The sequence below is a fragment of the Flavihumibacter sp. UBA7668 genome (genome assembly GCF_002483205.1).
GTDB lineage: Bacteria > Bacteroidota > Bacteroidia > Chitinophagales > Chitinophagaceae > Flavihumibacter.
Map to the genome: position 1 here is coordinate 175,583 of NZ_DLHM01000002.1, position 18,725 is coordinate 194,307.

Genomic DNA, 18,725 nt, shown 5'->3' on the forward strand with positions numbered 1-18,725 from the left:
AGTACCAAAAGGTTTTACAGTTTAACCCAAAATTTTAATTGATCATTTATTTCTGTGGCTACCAGCTGGAAGGAAGGAGGAATCTCAGTTTCCAGACTGTGGTAGGTAACCAAACGGGTACCTTCAGGGGCTTTGCACAATTGTTTATAAAGATAATGACTGTAGTAATTAAATAAATCGCTGGAAAAAGAAATTTTATCATCTATTTTTTCCGTGTCTACGATGTTTTCGTAAAAAGAATTGTAGAAATAAAAATGATCGAAGTCCTTGAAATTCAATTCAGTAATGTTGCCATGTAAAAAATCAACATTTTTTAGTCCGGTTTTTTCCAGTGCTTCATTGGCATAGCCAACCAGATAATCCCTTTGTTCCACCCCGGTAAATTTCCCCTGTGGACATTCCTTCGCAGCAGCCAGACAGAACTTGCCTGCTCCACTGCCTATGTCCAAAATACGATCTCCGGGCTGAGTAACCAGATACCTGGCCGCTTTTCGGGCAACCAATAAAGGTGTCCAATGGCGACGCGCCATCTGACAGAGCTCAACCGGATATAATGTATGGAAAGCCGGATCGTCTTTAAACCACATGCTGCAAAGGTACGGAATCTATTTTTTATGGATTTGCCACCCGATTCGCTGGCCCGCAGCAGTTTTAACCTGATAGGCAACCATACATCCTTCTTCCAGTGGAATAAGTACTGGGTAAGAAGCCATTTCTTCCGGATTAGTCAGACTTTGGCGGCTGGTTGTTTTGCCATCGGCTGATTTCCATTCAATGGTAATCCCCGTTGTGGGAGAGGGACCGGAACGGCTAACTTCATCCCAAACAAGAGCGATTTCACCATTTCCCAAAGCAGCCATTTGAGGATGCCGGGCCAACTCACTCAACGCAGCGTACTCACTGAAATGCCCGCCATTATCTGTACTCTGTACATAATAACTGGCTTTTGCCGGAGCCGCTGAATACCAGGCAAAATGCAACCCTTCTTTGTTGGTGGTCATCGTTGGGCCGGTATGCGGACAGGCGCGCACCACCCAGTTGTCTTCATGGATTCGTTTGGGGGTGCTGAAGTTTTTACCGCCATCCATCGAAACCTGGTGCACCATATCGCGGATGGAATCCTGCAGGATGGCTCTGTAAACAACATGGATTTGCTGTTTTTGATCAATATGAAGTTTCGTGCGGCAGCATTGACAGGTTGTTTCTGCAATCTTATGCTGCTGTTGAAATCCTTCCCGTTGATGGGTGGTAGCAATGTATAATGCAGAACCTTCTTTGGTGCTTTCTTTTCTGTTATCCAACCAGATGATAACGGCTTCCCCCTGCTTGTTCAGTGCAATATCAAAATAACGCTGATCAAAACCAGCCGGGTCATTTACCAATGGCCTTGCTGTCGTCCAGCTGGCCCCTTCATCAAACGATTGGCTGTAATAGATTTGTCCCGCATACTTACTTTTTTTTGCCTCAATTATTTTACCCGACTGATGAGCGGCATGCTCCTCCTGAAGGGCAATCATTCCCTGTTTAAGACTTGTTTCAGTTACACCCCATACTGCAATTATTTCTCCGGAAGGTTTGAACAGAAGTTTCGGTGCATTTTCAGCATGCGGAGAAATACTTGTTGATGGTGTTACAATTACCGGCTCAGTAAATGTTTTTCCATTATCAGGCGAGATGGCATAACAAAATTGAAAACGATTTTCAGAAAGCGCCTGCACCCAACTGATCACAGGCCGGTTAAACCGATCACTTGTTAATCCGGGTATACTGGAATTTTGATCCGCCACTATTTTTGTGGCGGATTTCAGACTATCGGTTTTATTATTCGCCAATAGTGAAAAGGGGAGCATCAGATAAAGAATGGTATAGATCAGTGTACGTTTCATGGTTGTTTTTTTAGCAGGGTTGAAAGGTCAAGGCTGATACCCATATTATAGGATCTTGGGTCGGCTAACGTATAACTATAACCGAAACTGCTTTTGGATGTGATAGTCGAATAATAACGATCACCTGCGTTCAATACATTCATCCAGATTTCAATTGCTTTGTATGTATATGCTGTTCTTATATGTAATACAGTGTAACCCGGATAGCTCGCTGTATTCTGCGGATCAGCATAGTATTTCCCAACAAATTGAACTTCTGTTCCAATCCGGAATCCGTTAAGGAAATTCGGACGATACCAGATTTCGCCATTGAATAACCATCTCGGGGCATTATTCATTTCTTTACCGGAATAACTGATGCCTTTTTCCACAAACTCTTCAAACATATGTTTGCTGTAAGAGGCACTGGTACGAATCCGGATAGATTTAATAGGATTGGCATTGATTCCGATTTCGATTCCTTTATGGGATGTTCGTCCGCTGTTCTGATTGGCAAAACTTCCGTCATCCAATCGCATATTGACAATTTCATTGGACCCATCCAATTGATAAATGCTGAAATCTCCAGACAGGTTATTTTTGAAAAGGTTCATCCATCCCCCAATTTCATAGTTCCGAAAAACAGAAGGCTGCAGGAAAGGGACTTTTACTCCGGTAAATAATTCAGTAACCTGTGGTGGTACAAAACCTTCACTGTAGTTGGCAAAAAATCCGATTTTATTGGTGGGATTATAGGTTAAACCAATTTTTGGACTCAGTCTGCGGAAGACAGTACTGGTATCTGCTGCCCCACTGAAAGAAGAGGGTGCAAGCTGATTGTTGAATTTATACTGAAATACATCATACCGGATGGAGCCTACCAGGCGCAGTCCCTTTGCCGGCTCAAATGCAGCCTGAATAAATCCTGCAAAATTATTGATGCGGGTAGTGTAATTGGTTAAGCTGCTGTCTGATGCTTCATAGTTATCGTATTTGCCGGAGATCGTGTCTTTATGTATTTTGATATAGGAAGCAGTGTAAGCAGACGGACTTAGATCGGCAGATAATCCACCTAAAAGCGTTGCATTTTTCCAGTCAAATTTTTGTTTGTGTTGCGAAATGATGGCCAGACTTTTAAAGCTGCTTTCATTGATTTCACCATGGGCCAGTGATTTATTTCCTTTCCACACGCCGTTTACTCTTTTATAATCATCTTTAATTCGATAGGACGGGTTTTGTCCGATTGCATTTTTTCTGACTACCAATGAAAGGCTGGAGTTGGCATTTTCATTCCACTGGTGGGAGAGTGTTGTTCTGAACCGGTGTGCCTGTACTTTTCGGAATGTAAATGTTTGTGGATTGAAAAACTGTTTGGTTGCAAATGCGGTACTATCCACACCACTGCGCATATCACTGTAATAATCTGTATAGGTATAGCTGTTGGATACCAGGGTGCGATCGGAGAATTGATAATCAGCACGGGCTGTCAGACTGGCTTTATGAAAATCAGTATAATCCATGAAGCTGTTTCTTTTATCGGCATAATAACCACTCAGTGCAAATCCCCATTTGCCGGTTTTAAAACTTGTTTGCAGGTCGGTCCTTTTGTATCCAATGGAGTTTCCCTGAGCCGACCACTTTAACATGGGTTGTATGGTGGGTGACAGACTTATGAAATTTACAACTCCGCCAATGGCTTCGCTTCCATAAAGAGAAGAGGATGGCCCTTTGATTACTTCTATTTTTTTTGTTGCAGCCAGGTTCATTTCCAACAGTGCATTGTGGTTGAATAAGCCGGTTGTGCGAACGGGGATCCCATCTTCCAGATAAAGAAATAAACTCTTGGTTGTCATCGGCTGACGAATACTCATCTGGTGTTGTTCATTACCCAGATTCACCATATTTACACCACTGATTTTATTTAACAACTGATCTGCGCTTTGGGCTTTTGTTTCCTGGATGGATGCCGCAGATACAACGCCTATTGCAATGGGGGCTTCTGATCGTTTAATTCGTTCACCTCTGTTGGCTGTAACAATGATTTCATTGAGTGTTCCGGTATAGGGTTGAAGCCAGATCATTGTGCTGGAATTGGCGAATTGTTGAATGGAAATTCTTTGTGCTTTGTAACTGCCATGGGTTACCTGAATAAAGCGACAGTCTTTACAGCTCATTTCAAATTTTCCTGAATTATTGGTTATGCAACTACAGTTGCAGCTGCTGTCTGTACATTGTATGGTTGCACCGGCAATAGGTTCCTGATTGATGGAATCCAGCAGGGTAGCGCTAATTTTTTTTTGGGCATAAGCAGGCAGGGACACCAGTACGCATAGTACCAGTGCCAGCCGTAGAACTACTGACATGATGAGTAATTTAAACGAGGTGCAAGTAACAGGCAGCTGCAGGTAAAGTCAAGCTGGTCTGTTACGAGCTGTTGAAATTGGATGTTGAGTTGGAATTATCCGTTAACTTATTGGTTAGGCGGATCGGAGTAAAGGCTCTTAGCAGGGAGGATGAAAAGGGGGATAGGATTGATCAGTAACTGGCTGGATCAGTTCAGATGGATAGGAGATGGATGCTGAAGGAAGGGGTTCCTGTATATGATTGGTGAAGAAGGAACGGGAGGAAATAATATCAGCGGATCCGTTGCTTTTGCTTTCTTTTTTTTCCTGTTCCTTTTCTTTTTGTTCAGCAGCTTTGATTTTTTTCATCAGGATACATTTCCCTTCACAGGCCAGTTCTGGTCGTGATTTGTTTTCACAATTTGCAAGGAAGTCCTGTTTGTTGGCATAATAATTCACATACATCATGGGCACCTGGAAGCTTTGAAGTGCCAGTGATACCAGCAGAAGGAATGATATGAATAATCGAAGCAGCATTGATGGTGCAAATATAATAGCCGCCGAATAATTCAAACATGATTTTGGTCATAAGTTTTTTGTGCGATTTAAAATCGATAAATTGAATGAATTAATAGGTATTCAAAGTGATGAAGTTTTTTCAGATTAGTTTATTCTTTTTTTTATTTTCTGCCTGTGTAGAGTCGGGGAAAGGAATGCGGCAGCCTGATTTTATAAAAGGTGTGTATGGCAATCCTGCTGCACTATGGGATAAGGGGTACAATTTTCAATCACTTGGAATGAATGCCGTGTTTGTTCGAAGTGGTTCTCTGACCCCTGAATTTGTTGAACGTTCGAGGCGGGAGCAGGTAAAGATCTTTGTTGAATTTCCGGTATTGAATGGGAAAGAATATTTGACCCGGCATCCCGAAGCATGGCCAATTACAGAGAAGGGCGAACGGGCTGTTCCGGCGGATTGGTTTATGGGCATTTGTCCCACTGATTCAGGGTTTAAAAACGAACGGTTTAATGCGTTGAGTCAGCTGCTGACTGCCTTTAAAGTAGAGGGTGTTTTTCTTGATTATTTTCACTGGCATGCACAATTCGAAACGCCCCATCCGATTTTGCCGGAGACCTGTTTCTGTGAAAGATGTATCGGGTTATTCGAAAAATTTGGTGCTGTTAATGTTCCTTCAGGTAAAACTTCAATACGCGCACAGTGGATTCTTCAGTATGCAGAACCTGCCTGGCGCAGATGGCGTGGTACGGTATTGACAGATTGGGCAATCGAGGCAAAGGCATTGATTAAGTCATTTAATACTGATTTATTGATGGGGATTTATCATTGCGGCTGGTTTCCGGCTGATCATGATTCTGCTCTGTACAAAAATCTGGGAATTGACCTGCCTGCGTTGGCTTCGGTGGCAGATGTGTTATCACCCATGTTATTTCATCAGATGAAAGCTCGTCCGGTTAGCTGGGTGCGTGATTATATGAAATGGTTAGGTAAGCAGGATTGGGCAACCGGCTCCTCCGCTCCAAAATTCTGGCCAATTGTTCAGGGGCATAATAACCCGGGTAAGGTGAGTTCAGCTGATTTCAAAAAAGTATTGGAATTCGGAGCTCTTTATCCTTCTACTGGTGTTATGCCTTTTTCTGCAGAATCAATTGCGGGAGATACGGCAAAAATGAAGGTGCTGAAAGGGTTTTATTAAATTTGTATATGAAATACTCTTTGTTTGCAGTTGCTGTTGTTATCACATTTTTTGTATCCTGCTCATCTCCAGAAATTAATAATGGAAAAGAGCAGCCCGTTAATGAAAGTAATTCCGATTTAGTCGGTACCTGGAAATTATTGACAGGAACCACCATTAAAGGAAAGGATACTGTTGTTACAGATTATACCGTTGGGCAGGAAATGATTAAAATTATCAGTCCCACTCATTTTGCCTTTCTCCGCCACGATTTAACCAAAGGAAAAGACAGTCTGGTTTCATATGCAGCTGGTGGCGGCAGAATAAAATTTAATGATAGTACTTATACCGAATACCTGGACTACTTCAGTATCCGCGAGTGGGAGGGAGGAGAATTTATATTGTCATATAAAATTAATGGGGATACCCTTACAACTACAGGGGTTGAGCGGGTTGAGGAATTAGGGATTGATCATTTGAATGTAGAGCGATTGGTGAGAGTCAAATAGACGGGAAATCCTTATTTTTTTTGCAGTTTTCCTGCAAAACTCTATTTTTGCGCTCCATTTGAGGCCCTGCGGCTTCAATAGGCGAGGTAGCTCAGCTGGTTAGAGCATCGGATTCATAACCCGAAGGTCGGCGGTTCAAGTCCGCTCCTCGCTACATTTAAAGCTCGAAATTTCGGGCTTTTTTAATTTAAGGGTAGATCAAAAATCGGATTCCTATCCGTAGCGGCCGGCGGTTCAAGTCCGCTTTTCGCATTTCTTAATCCAGATCAAGCCAATTTCTTAAACTTTATCATTGGTAAGCAAATAGAGTGCTGGTTAATTTTGCAGGTTTTTGGTAATGACCACGTGGAGGATTTTTTAAACAACTATATGCAAGAACCTGAGTTTCTAACTAAGCAAGGATTATTGATACAGTTGCGACTCTTATTCAACATAAGTAAAGCAGTAGCAAACCGCTCAAAGAAAAATAGGACCTATTTAAAATTAAAATCCGAACTTTTCAATTATAAAAAAATAGTATATGAAATTCAGCCAAATTCTACTTGCCCTTTGCATGGTTGTGGGCTTCTCCAGCTTCGTGCAGGCGCAAAGTTCCATAGATGAAATTGTTAAGGAATGGGAAAGGGCAAAGGCCTATACCAAAGAATACCTGGATGCCATGCCTGCTGCCGGATACGCTTCCAAGCCTACCCCTGAAATGCGCTCCTTCGCTGATCAGATGTTGCACATGACAGATGCAAACTATATGTTTATAGTTCAGGCAACCGGTGCTACAAGCCCAATTGGACAAAAAAGCCTGGAAACACAGACGGATAAATCCAAGGAAAATGTGACTAAACTTGTGCTGGCCGGTTATGATTTTGTAATTGAACAAGTAAAAAAAATGACGCCGGAACAACTGAATGCAAGCACCAAACTATTTGACCGGTTCGAAATGACAAAAGGTATGGCCATTTCAAAAGCTTTTGAACACCAGACCCACCATCGGGCACAAACAACTGCCTATCTGCGTATGGCCGGAGCAACTCCGCCACAGGAGAAATTATTCTGATTAATTTGTGCGGCCGGGATATTGCTGTAAAGCCTGCTCCAGACAATCCATCGCGGCATTGATATCAGTTGTATTAAGTACATATGCCAGTCGCACTTCGTTTTTTCCCAACCCCGGTGTGCCGTAAAAGCCGGTAGCCGGTGCCAGCATCACCGTTTGGTTTTTATAAGAAAAACTTTCCAGCAACCACTGGCAGAACTTATCTGCATCATCAATGGGCAGACGGGCCATTGCATAAAATGCCCCACCCGGATTCGGACAAAACACATCCTTCATGGAATTCAGGCGGCTGACAAGCGTATCTCTTCGCTTGAGGTATTCTGCTTTCGGTTCATCAAAATATGAAGCAGGGAGATCGATTGCTGCCTCAGAGGCGATCTGACCAAAGCCAGGCGGACTTAATCTGGCCTGTGCAAATTTCATGGCAGTATCATGTACCTGTTGGTTTCTTGTCACAAATGCACCAATTCTTGCACCGCAGGCGCTATACCTTTTGGAGACGGTATCCATCAGCACTATATGATCATCCACGCCTTCCAGCTGCATGGCACTGAAATGTGTTCCTGTATAACAAAACTCCCGATAGGCCTCATCCGAAAACAGAAATAAATTATGTTTTAAAATGATTGATTTCAATATTTCCATTTCATCCCGACTGTATAAATAACCAGTTGGATTATTGGGATTACAGATAACAATGGCGCGGGTACGAGGTGTAATCGCTTTTTCAAAAGCCTCCATGGGAGGAAGTGCAAAGCCGGTTTCTATACTGGATGTAATAGGTTTAACGGTAACTCCTGCTGCTACAGCAAAACCATTGTAATTGGCATAAAATGGTTCGGGAATGATGACCTCGTCGCCGGCATCCAGACAGGACAGAAATCCAAACTGGATGGCTTCGGAACCACCGGTAGTTACGATTATCTGATTATGATTGACCTTAACTCCAACTTTTGCATAGTAGTCTGCCAGCTTGCGACGATAGGATTCATTGCCCGCACTATGGCTGTATTCCAATACCCGCACATGGGAATTTTTGACAGCGTCAAACATAATGGAAGGCGTTTCAATATCCGGCTGACCGATATTGAGATGATAAACCCTGGTTCCTTTTTTTTTGGCTGCTTCGGCAAATGGCACCAGTTTCCTTATGGGGGAAGCGGGCATGGCCTGGCCTCTTTGGCTGATCTGTAGCATGGCGCAAAGATATAGGCAAATCCGGCTAGATTTTATTCGCCATTCTCTTCCTTCATCAGTTTTTCTCTCATCTCCTGCAAATCGGCCCGTTGTTTTTCATCCAGTTCCGGATAAGTTGGATCCAGTGTATTAAACTCCTTTGCAATGATAGCTGCCATACATAAACGGGTAAACCATTTGTCGTCGGCAGGCAGCACAAACCAGGGGGCATGGTCTTTTGAAGTGGCGGAAAGCATTTCTTCATAGGCTTCCATATACTTGCTCCAGTAGCCTCTTTCATTTACATCCGCACTGGAAAATTTCCAGTTTTTGGTGGGATTGTCAATGCGCTCCAGAAACCGTTTTTTCTGTTCTTTTTTAGAAACATGCAGAAAAAATTTTAAGACAAGTGTTCCGTTTTGGGCAATGTTTTTTTCGAAGCGATTGATTTGTTTGAACCGCTTTTCCCAAAAGGCCGGAGTAATGTCTTCTACCCGTTCTATTCCTGGTATGTTTTCTCCAAGAATAAATTCCGGATGTACTCTGGTTACGAGTACGTTCTCATAATGTGAGCGGTTGAAAATTCCGATTTCTCCCCGTCCCGGCAGGGCTTTATAATGTCTCCAGATATAATCATGATCCAGTTCATCCCTGCTCGGCGTTTTAAAGCTATGGACCTTAACCCCCTGCGGATTCAATCCGCTCATCACATGTTTGATGGCACCGTCTTTTCCGGCAGCATCCATGGCTTGTAGAACAATCAGGATACTGTGCCGGTTATGGGCATACAGTTTATCCTGCATAATCGATAGGTTTTGAATGCCCTCCTGCAGGAGGGATTCACCTTCCTCCTTCGTCATTGATTTGTGATCATAATCGGTCAGAAAATCTTTTTTTAACGAAAGTTTTTGTTGTGGCTGTACTTTCAACGTATCGAGATAGGCTTGGAATTCAGGATTATTCATTGAACTAATTTAGTCAGGTAATATAGGAAATAAAAATCCCCGTCTGTTGGACGGGGATTGAAAAATCTATACTCAATTCTTTATTTACTGCTTTTTTTGTCTTTGCTGGTTTCGTATTTGGCATAGTCTTCAGCAGATAAAACCTCTCCTGTAATTCTGAGTTCCATTGGTTGGTCAACACCGGCAACTTTTACAAAAACAGTTTTGTCAAACGGCCCTGGAGCAGCGGCATTAAATCCGGCTTTAATCTTGTTAGCCTTGCCCTGCGCAATTGGTTGCTGTGGCCAGGTAGGCGTAGTACATCCGCAGCTGGCAGTTGCACTTTCAATTACCACGGGCTTGCCACTTACATTGGTGAACTCAAAATCATAGGTAACCGGAGATCCCTGTTTAATTTTTCCGAAACTGTGTTTCACTACTGAAAACTTAACCAGTTCTTCTGCTTTTTTTGCCTGGGCAAACAGAACGGTTCCGATTACAACGGCGAAAAGGGTAAGCGCGAATTTTTTCATAATTATCGATTTATACACTGTTTAATTAGATTGCTTTAATAATTGAACGGAGCTATTTAATGGAACGGATGGAATTGCCGGTTCTACTTTTCCCTTTACATAGATGGTTTTTGTTTTGCCACCGTTGTATACGATAGTGATTGATTTTTCAAACGGTCCCTCTACAGCGGCATTATATCCCACAGTAATAGAACCTGATTGACCGGGTGCAATTGGTTCGGGCGACCAAACCGGTGTGGTACATCCACAGGAAGCGGCCACATTTTCCAGTTTCAGTACTTCTGCACCCGTATTTTGAATGCTGAAAACGTAGTTGACCGGGCGCCCTTTCCGGATATTTCCGAAATCATGGCGTTCCTTGATCTGCAGAGGTTCTTTCGGGGCATTCGCCAATACCTGTGCCCTGCCTGCTATTGTAGCAGCCAAAAACACCATTCCCAATAGAATTTTCTTACAATTCATAGTCATTAAACGTAAAACAAATATAGCTATTGTGGTGGATTTTTCACCCGACCGGTGCCACCCGACCGGTGCCACCCGACCGGTGCCACCCGACCGGTGCCACCGGTCGGGTGAAAAGGGAAGTGGAAAACTAACGGTTGTTCGCATTGTTGATTTCCTTTAGATTTGCCGGATGGAAAATCTGCTTGAAAACGATCTGTTAGCGGCGGAGAAACTCAGTTTCGACCGTTTTCGTGAAGAAGTACTCAGTGATTACCGTTTGGCCTGCGAAAGCCGCGAAGCCAGTTTAATTGGCCGTAAAGAGGTTTTGACAGGAAAGGCCAAGTTTGGCATTTTTGGAGACGGAAAAGAGGTTGCGCAAATTGCAGCAGCTAAATTTTTCCGTCCGGGTGATTACCGGGCAGGTTATTACAGAGATCAAACCTTTGTTTTTGCAAGCAGGCAGGCCAGTATTGAACAATTTTTCGCCCAATTATACGCTAATCCGGATGTGAATCAGGATCCCTTTAGTGCCGGACGCCAGATGAATTCTCATTTTGCCACACCCAATACTGATACGGAGGGTAACTGGCTGCCATTAATCAAACAGAAAAATATCACCAGTGATATGGCCCCAACGGCTTCGCAGATGCCCCGTGCGGTTGGCCTGGCATTCGCCTCCAAATTATTCAGGAAAGTGGATGCGTTAAAAGCATTTCCGGAATTATCACAAAATGGAAATGAGGTATGCTTTTGTACCATCGGTGATGCCTCCACTTCTGAAGGTCATTTCTGGGAAGCTGTGAATGCCGCCGGAGTTATGCAGATTCCTCTCGCCATTTTTGTTTGGGATGATGGTTACGGAATTTCTGTGCCCAAACAATTGCAAACAACCAAAGGATCTATATCGGAAGTGCTGAAAGGTTTTCAGCAACGGGAAGGAACCAATGGAATTGATATTTATAAATTGAAGGGATGGGATTATGCCAGTATGGTTGAACTCATGGAACCCGCCATCCAAAAAATTCGGGATACACATATACCGGCTATTTTTCATATTGAAGAAATTACTCAGCCACAGGGACATTCTACTTCCGGTAGCCATGAACGGTATAAGAGCCCGGAGCGGCTTGAATGGGAGAGAACGTATGATTGCATAAAAAAATTCAAGGAGTGGATTCTTGAAAATGCATTAAGCAGCGACGAAGAATTGTCCGATATCGAACTCAGTGCAAAAGAATTTGTCCGCGATTGTAAAAATACTGCCTGGAAAGTTTATCAGCAGCCGATTAAAGATCAGGTAAGCAGAGTAATTGAATTGGCCACCAGTGCAGCCCAACAGATGCCAGAAAAAGCAGCCGGAATTCAAACACAGATTGGGAAACTTCGTGCTGAGAAAGAGCCAACCAGACGAGATGTTATGAATGGATTATATAAAATCATTCAGCAGGTTGGTACGCATGACAGTGGATACTGGCTTCGCGATTATTACCAGGAATTGAAGAAGGAAAACAAAGCACTCTATAACACGCATCTCTACAATGAAGGACCGAAATCGGCACTTGCTGTTAAGGCATCGGAGTTGAAGTATGCACCGGATGCACCCAACGCAAACGGCTATGAGATCCTAAATAAATATTTTGATCAGCTCTTTGCGTCCAATCCAAAAGTAATTGCATTTGGAGAGGATGTTGGGTATATCGGCGATGTAAACCAGGGATTTGCCGGATTGCAGGCTAAATACGGCACCGACCGGATTTCGGATACGGGTATCCGTGAATTGACCATTATGGGTCAGGGAATTGGTGCTGCATTCAGAGGGTTGCGTCCCATTGCAGAAATACAATACCTCGATTATCTGCTCTATGGGCTCCAGCCTTTGAGTGATGATGTGGCAACAACTCATTACCGGACTTTCGGAAAGCAAAGTTGTCCGCTTATTGTACGTACCAGGGGGCATCGGCTGGAAGGGATCTGGCATAGTGGCTCTCCAATGGGAATGATTATTAATGCGCTTCGTGGAATGTATGTTTGTGTGCCGAGGAATATGGTTCAGGCAGTTGGTATGTATAATACTCTGTTGCAGGGAAATGATCCCGCAATCGTTATTGAATGTTTGAACGGTTACCGGCTGAAGGAAAAATTGCCGGAGAATTTATTGAATTATACAGTACCGCTCGGCATGCCTGAAGTTGTACGAAAAGGAACAGATATTACACTGGTGTCCTATGGGTCAACTTTGAGAATTGTTCAGGATGCGGCCAATCAGCTTGCCAGTTTTGGAATTGATGCTGAAGTGATTGATGTGCAAACTCTTTTACCGTTTGATTTGAATCATGCAATTCTTGAATCGCTGAAAAAAACCAGCCGCATTCTCTTCATTGATGAAGATGTTCCGGGTGGGGCAGCAGCGTACATGTTTAATAAAGTGATGGAAGAACAGGGTGGTTATCGCTGGCTGGATATTGCGCCAAGAACCCTTTGTGCTCAACCTCACCGTCCGGCTTATGCAAGTGATGGTGATTACTTCAGTAAACCCAATCTGGAAGATATTATGGACCTGGTAAAAGAAATGATGGCCGAATAAAATGGAATTCAACTTTCTTACAGTGATTGATTTGCTGGGCACCTTCAGTTTTGCAGTGTCCGGTGCTTTCGCTGCTATGGAAAAAAAACTGGATCCATTTGGTGTCATCATTCTTGCTTTTATTCCTTCTATCGGAGGTGGATCCATCCGGGATATATTAATCGGAGACTTGCCAGTAGCCTGGCTCAGTAATAATGGTACGATTGGTGTAATTCTCTTTGCTGCTGTTGCAACGTTGCTTTTTGCCAGCAAATTGAAGAAAATGGAAAGAGTTTTAACCATCTTTGATGCCCTGGGCCTGGGGCTTTTTACCATGGTTGGTATTGAAAAAGGATTGATGTGGGGATATCCGCCCGGAATTTGTATTTCACTTGGTGTAATTACAGGATGCTTTGGTGGGGTCATCCGTGATGTGGTGCTCAATAATGTACCCTATCTTTTCCGAAAAGAAATTTATGCCTCCGCCGCCATTGTTGGCGGGATTGTATTCTTTCTATTAAAGAGTACATCCCTGTCAATTGAACTCATCAATATTCTTTGCATCCTGCTTATTTTCTCCATCCGTATGATGTCGTTGATGTTTCGGTGGAAGCTACCAATGAGGGAGGTGAAAGGTGAGAGGTGAAAGGTGAGAGATGGGACGCCTTTCACCTTTCACCTCTCACCTCTCTCTTCTCACATTTCACCTTTCACTTTTCACCTTATCACCTTATCACCTTATCTGTGTAAAGCACGAGCTTCCAGATATCACTTCTTACCAGGGCGCGGGTTTGGTCGATCTGGCCACTGAGCCGGATAAAATCGATGTTATTCGGAATATTATTGAACGCTTCCTCGTATTTAGGATCGATGATGGAACGAGGATTGTCAAAGAAATTCGCCGTTACGAAATCATATTCCGATTGCATGGTGAAAGGGAGGAATTTTTCATACAATGCCCAGTCAGTAAGCGCACCAATTTTTATCCGCTCCTGATGAATGGGATAAAATACTTCTGCTTCCATTTTTACATATTCATCTCTTTTCCCTGTCATGGGTTTCATATAATCAACCTGCACATATTTTGAAACCGGCGTATTGGGGTCCAATCCCGCCCGATGTACAAAAATCTCCTTTCTGACAGGTACCCGGTATTCCTGCAGCTGTCCGGCAATCTGTTCAAATGCCGGTTCTTTTGCACCTTTGATTTTGTTGTAATATTCTTTCAGCGATACGGAATTGTCAATCATGTCGCTGAAACCGGTGGTTACTTTTACCCCAACAAAATCATAGCTGCCGGTATTAACAGGAGATAGCACCACTTCATAAAAATACCAGCCAAGAATTTTGTTTTCACGTACCATCGCTTCGTGAATTCGCTGGCCATAATTCCGTACAAGATTAAGATAGGCTTCTGTTTTGCCCTGGTTCACCTTATACATGGTAACTTCCAGATAAACCGGAATTTTTGGCCCCTGTGCATGAATGAAGCCGGGAAAATTTAGGAGCAGCGCAATAAATAAGAGGGTCGCTAAAAGTTGGCAAGGTCGCTGGTCGGACTTTTTTCGGCCAGCAGTGGATCGTTGAGTGATTGCTTCCATATACAAAGATTAAGGGTGATAAAATCTTTAGAATATGGTGCGGAAAATAGGGGCGGAATGGGTGCGGAAAGGTTCGCTTCAATAACTAAATCCAGCCTTTCGGTAACAGTACGGTTTAAGCGATTATATCCTGTCTACTGAATTAAAATTTCCATTAGTAAGGTACGCTTAATAAAACGCATAACAATAAAAAAAACCTGGCTTTAAGCCAGGTTGTGAAATACTTTTTGAACGTCTTCGTCCTGTTCCAGTTTGTCAACAAGTTTAAGCACTTCCTGTGCCTGTTCTTCGCCGAGTTCTACGGTATTTTGGGGAATCCATTCCACTTCGGCACTGATCGTGGTAAGGTTTTTTTCTTCCAATGCTTTTTGCATATTTCCGAAATCGGTGAATCCGCAACGTACCACCAAAACCTCTTCGCCATTTTCGCCGGTTCCTTCTCCCAATTCTTCCAGTCCAAAATCGATCAATTCCAGTTCCATATCTTCCGGATTCAACCCTTCCGGTTTCAATTTGAAAACCCCCATTTTTTTAAACTGAAAACTTACACTGCCACTGTTACCCAGGGTGCCATTTCCCTTATTAAAAACCGCCTTTACATTGGCAACTGTGCGCACATGATTATCTGTAGCAGTTTCAACCAGAACGGCTACACCATGAGGACCATATCCTTCATAAAGGATTTCCTCATAGTTTTCCATATCCTTTCCCTGTGCTCTTTTAATAGCCGCTTCTACCCGGTCTTTCGGCATGTTTACCGATTTGGCATTCTGCATGCAACGTCGTAATGCCGGATTGGTATTGGGATCAGGTCCGCCTGTTTTTACTGCTATGGCGATTTCCTTCCCGATCCGGGTAAACTGTTTAGCCATGCGATCCCAGCGGGCAAACATGGTTGCTTTACGAACTTCAAAAATGCGACCCATATAATTCTGTTAATGGTTTGAGTTGACTATTCTTTCGGGTGCCAAAGGTACAAAAAAGAGGCTGTTTCCGATTTGAAAACAGCCTCTTCTAATTCATTTGCCATTTATTGAGGCAGCCTGTTTCTTTTATCCCTCGAAATCAGATTTCTTGGGCAAAATTTCGCCAGGTGTATGTCCGGGATTATTCAGTTTTGAATATTTCTTTCCATAGAGGAAGTAAACAACCAGTCCTAATACCATCCAGATCATGGCAACTTTCAGTGTTTGTGCATCCAATGCAAATATCATGGCACTGCAAATCAATACACCCATGATAGGTACGAAAGGAACCCAGGGAGTGCGGAAAGGGCGTTTGGTAGCGGGATCGCTTCTGCGCATCAGCCATACACCCGCACTTACCAGTACGAAAGCGAAAAGGGTACCGAAGCTGGTAAGGTCACCTGCCACATGTCCGGGTACAAACGCTGCAAATAATCCAACAAACACGAACAGAATCCAGTTGGCTTTATAAGGCGTTTTGAATTTAGGATGCAATTCGCCAAATGCTTTTGGTATCAATCCGTCATTACTCATGGTGTAGAAAATCCGGCTTTGACCCATTAACATCACCAGAATTACCGAAGAGAAACCAGCCAGAATGGCAATGGTAACTGCGGTGGATAACCATTGGTAACCGTGCATGTATTCGGAAATGGCATAAGCAACCGATGCTTCTCTTCCCTTTACCGGATCAACAAAATCTGTCCAGGGGGCAACACCAGTTAACACATGTCCGAATAATATATACAGCACTGTACAAACAGCCAGAGAACCTAAGATTCCTATGGGCATATCGCGTGCAGGATTTTTTGCTTCCTGTGCGGCTGTACTAACTGCATCAAAGCCAATAAAGGCGAAGAATACGATAGCTGCACCACCAAGTACTCCACCCCAGCCATGTTTAAATACGCCGGAATAATCGGCAATAACTTTTCCTGCCTGATCAGTAAAAGGAGGTGTTCCTTCCGGAATCAGATACGGCGTATGATTCGCTGGATCAATAAACTGCCAGCCCACTGCAATAAAAATCAGTACGATGGCAACTTTAATGAAAACGATGATGGCATTTACCATGGCAGATTCCTGTGTACCCTTGATCAGTAGCATCGTTAGCAATAATAGTATTACCAATGCCGGAGCATTGAGGATTCCCTGATGCAGCACACCATTTGCATCGGTAAAACTTTCAAAGGGCGAATGCGACCATTCGTAGGGTATTCGTCCCCCCAATAACGTATTCAGGTATTCACTCCAGGCAATTGAAACAGTTGCTGCACCCAGTGCATATTCCATAATAAGAGCCCAGCCAATAATCCAGGCAATCATCTCTCCCATGGTAACATAGGAATAGGCATAAGCACTACCGGCAATGGGAATCATGGCAGCAAATTCTGCATAACAGAGTCCGGCAAAGGCACAACCTACAGCAGCAATGATAAAAGAGAGGGTTACACCCGGACCAGCGGCCTGTCCGGCTGCAGCGGCAGTTCGTACAAACAAACCGGCGCCGATAATGGCGCCTATTCCAAGTGCTACCAGGTTAGTAGCTCCCAATGTTCGTTTTAGTCCTTTTTCAGAATCAGCAGCCGTCGCCAACAAGGAGGACAGGGATTTTTTCCTGAATAAACTCATATCAGTTTTAATTGTGTTTTGTTAAGCTGTTTAGAAGGCCGTAAAATAAATAATTATTTAATTCGCCGCCGCTAAACTTTGAATGGAGGCGGATTTCCGCCGATTATTTTGGTAGCATCAGGAATTTTTCGAATTTTCGGCCTTCCTTTCAAAAGCTTAAGCACTGAAAATGACGAAAAAGAACAGGTTAACCCTCTATATTCTGATTGCGATGGGATTGGGGATCTTGGTTGGATACATCGTACACAGAAATGCCGACCCTGCTTTTATAGCTTCTTTTTCTGATAAAATAAAACTGCTTACCACTATATTTTTGCGTTTGGTGCAGATGATTATAGCACCGCTGGTTTTTTCTACACTGGTGGTTGGTATTGCCAAATTAGGAGATTTGAAAACCGTTGGACGGGTTGGAGGAAAGGCGTTGTTATGGTTTATTACGGCTTCCCTGGCCAGTCTCCTGATTGGTATGGTACTGGTTAATTTTTTCCAACCTGGTGCAGTTATCAATTTAAGTAATGCGGATACGGGAAATGCTGCTGATCTGATTGGTAAAACCAAAGTGTTCTCCCTGCAGAATTTCGTTGAACATGTATTCCCCAAAAGTGTTATTGAAGCCATGGCCACCAATGAAATTTTACAATTGGTAGTCTTCAGTATATTTTTTGGTGTTGCTGCCACCGCTATGGGAGATTATGCGAAACCTGTCATTAAAGCATTGGATGGTGTGGCGCATATTATCCTGAAAATGGTGGGTTATGTAATGGCATTTGCTCCGCTGGGTGTATTTGGTGCACTGGCTGCTGTAATTGCTACCAATGGTTTGGGGATTTTTAGTTTTTATGGCCTGTACATGCTGTATTTCCTGATTGGGATTGCCGTACTTTGGGCACTATTATTATTAGTGGGCTATTTGATTTTGGGGAACAGGGTGCCGCAATTATTAAAGCGGATTGCCCAACCTCTCCTGATTGCCTTCAGTACTACTTCCAGTGAAGCTGTGTTTCCAAAATTGACAGAGGAACTGGAACGTTTTGGCTGCAAGGATAAAATTGTTTCTTTTATTTTGCCGCTTGGTTATAGTTTTAACCTGGATGGCAGCATGATGTATATGACTTTTGCAAGTCTGGCTATTGCGCAGGCATACGGGATCCATCTGGATTTAGGTACACAGTTAACCATGTTGCTGGTTCTTATGTTAACCAGTAAAGGCATCGCAGGAGTTCCAAGGGCCTCGCTGGTAGTAGTTACTGCCACCTGTGCCATGTTCGGTATTCCGGCAGAAGGTATTGCCCTGATATTGCCCATTGATCATTTTTGCGATATGTTCCGCAGTATGACCAATGTGCTGGGAAATGCGTTGGCAACTTCTGCGGTTAGCAAGTGGGAAGGTGAATTAGAGAGTTAAAGAT

17 protein-coding genes and 1 tRNA gene are annotated in these 18,725 nt (G+C 43.3%); 7 read left to right on the forward strand and 11 right to left on the reverse strand.

Translation table 11 applies throughout. From position 1 onward, the window contains the following. Positions 1–14 precede the first annotated feature (14 nt). The 4 genes from B2746_RS04335 to B2746_RS04350 all read right to left on the reverse strand — a co-directional run bounded on the left by B2746_RS04335 (position 15) and on the right by B2746_RS04350 (position 4,744). A complete protein-coding gene (locus B2746_RS04335) occupies positions 15–587 on the reverse strand; it encodes a class I SAM-dependent methyltransferase (protein WP_290791328.1) in 573 nt (190 codons plus the stop codon). Between the two features lie 18 nt (positions 588–605). Then, the gene (locus B2746_RS04340; RefSeq protein WP_290791330.1) at positions 606–1,886 is read right to left on the reverse strand and encodes a sialidase family protein; all 1,281 of its coding nucleotides are present in this window, start codon (positions 1,884–1,886) and stop codon (positions 606–608) included. Beyond that, complete coding sequence (locus B2746_RS04345; protein ID WP_290791332.1) at positions 1,883–4,228, reverse strand: TonB-dependent receptor; 2,346 nt, start codon at positions 4,226–4,228, stop codon at positions 1,883–1,885. Before B2746_RS04345 ends, B2746_RS04340 begins: the two co-directional genes overlap by 4 nt. 138 nt (positions 4,229–4,366) lie before the next feature. Then, complete coding sequence (locus tag B2746_RS04350) at positions 4,367–4,744, reverse strand: hypothetical protein (RefSeq protein ID WP_290791334.1); 378 nt, start codon at positions 4,742–4,744, stop codon at positions 4,367–4,369. A gap of 110 nt (positions 4,745–4,854) precedes the next feature. Here B2746_RS04350 and B2746_RS04355 point away from each other — a divergent pair, with 110 nt between their 5' ends. The 4 genes from B2746_RS04355 (at position 4,855) to B2746_RS04370 (ending at position 7,458) form a co-directional block, all read left to right on the forward strand. Continuing rightward, positions 4,855–5,919: a hypothetical protein gene (locus tag B2746_RS04355; RefSeq protein ID WP_290791336.1), complete on the forward strand. Its 1,065-nt coding sequence runs from the start codon at positions 4,855–4,857 to the stop codon at positions 5,917–5,919. Between the two features lie 8 nt (positions 5,920–5,927). Continuing rightward, positions 5,928–6,407: a hypothetical protein gene (locus tag B2746_RS04360; protein ID WP_290791338.1), complete on the forward strand. Its 480-nt coding sequence runs from the start codon at positions 5,928–5,930 to the stop codon at positions 6,405–6,407. Positions 6,408–6,487: 80 nt separating this feature from the next. Further along, positions 6,488–6,561: transfer RNA gene (locus B2746_RS04365), tRNA-Met, on the forward strand. Positions 6,562–6,927: 366 nt separating this feature from the next. Next, entirely contained in the window at positions 6,928–7,458 is a 531-nt protein-coding gene (locus B2746_RS04370; RefSeq protein WP_290791340.1) for a DinB family protein, read from the forward strand. Here B2746_RS04370 and B2746_RS04375 read toward each other — a convergent pair whose 3' ends face one another. From B2746_RS04375 to B2746_RS04390, 4 genes are all read right to left on the reverse strand, one after another. Next, complete coding sequence (locus B2746_RS04375; protein ID WP_290791342.1) at positions 7,459–8,655, reverse strand: pyridoxal phosphate-dependent aminotransferase; 1,197 nt, start codon at positions 8,653–8,655, stop codon at positions 7,459–7,461. 32 nt (positions 8,656–8,687) lie between these two features. Continuing rightward, positions 8,688–9,599: a polyphosphate kinase 2 family protein gene (locus tag B2746_RS04380; RefSeq protein ID WP_290791344.1), complete on the reverse strand. Its 912-nt coding sequence runs from the start codon at positions 9,597–9,599 to the stop codon at positions 8,688–8,690. Positions 9,600–9,679: 80 nt separating this feature from the next. Then, complete coding sequence (locus B2746_RS04385) at positions 9,680–10,111, reverse strand: DUF1573 domain-containing protein (RefSeq protein ID WP_290791345.1); 432 nt, start codon at positions 10,109–10,111, stop codon at positions 9,680–9,682. A 21-nt stretch (positions 10,112–10,132) separates the two neighbouring features. Next, entirely contained in the window at positions 10,133–10,720 is a 588-nt protein-coding gene (locus tag B2746_RS04390; RefSeq protein WP_290791348.1) for a DUF1573 domain-containing protein, read from the reverse strand. A 25-nt stretch (positions 10,721–10,745) separates the two neighbouring features. Between B2746_RS04390 and B2746_RS04395 the strand changes: the two genes are divergently transcribed. After that, on the forward strand, positions 10,746–13,139 hold the full coding sequence (locus B2746_RS04395; RefSeq protein ID WP_290791350.1) for an alpha-ketoacid dehydrogenase subunit alpha/beta: 2,394 nt from the start codon (positions 10,746–10,748) through the stop codon (positions 13,137–13,139). Position 13,140: 1 nt separating this feature from the next. Then, positions 13,141–13,764, forward strand: a complete 624-nt coding sequence (locus tag B2746_RS04400; RefSeq protein WP_290791352.1) for a trimeric intracellular cation channel family protein — start codon at positions 13,141–13,143, stop codon at positions 13,762–13,764. Between the two features lie 79 nt (positions 13,765–13,843). On the opposite strand, the gene B2746_RS04405 is transcribed toward B2746_RS04400, so the two are convergent. The 3 genes from B2746_RS04405 to B2746_RS04415 form a co-directional block, all read right to left on the reverse strand. Beyond that, positions 13,844–14,719, reverse strand: coding sequence for a hypothetical protein (locus tag B2746_RS04405; RefSeq protein ID WP_290791354.1), 876 nt, complete (start codon positions 14,717–14,719; stop codon positions 13,844–13,846). A gap of 203 nt (positions 14,720–14,922) precedes the next feature. Continuing rightward, a complete protein-coding gene (locus B2746_RS04410) occupies positions 14,923–15,645 on the reverse strand; it encodes a YebC/PmpR family DNA-binding transcriptional regulator (RefSeq protein ID WP_290791356.1) in 723 nt (240 codons plus the stop codon). Between the two features lie 126 nt (positions 15,646–15,771). Further along, positions 15,772–17,316: an amino acid permease gene (locus tag B2746_RS04415; RefSeq protein WP_290791358.1), complete on the reverse strand. Its 1,545-nt coding sequence runs from the start codon at positions 17,314–17,316 to the stop codon at positions 15,772–15,774. Between the two features lie 169 nt (positions 17,317–17,485). Between B2746_RS04415 and B2746_RS04420 the strand changes: the two genes are divergently transcribed. Continuing rightward, on the forward strand, positions 17,486–18,721 hold the full coding sequence (locus B2746_RS04420) for a dicarboxylate/amino acid:cation symporter (RefSeq protein WP_290791360.1): 1,236 nt from the start codon (positions 17,486–17,488) through the stop codon (positions 18,719–18,721). The last annotated feature ends 4 nt before the right edge of the window (positions 18,722–18,725 follow it).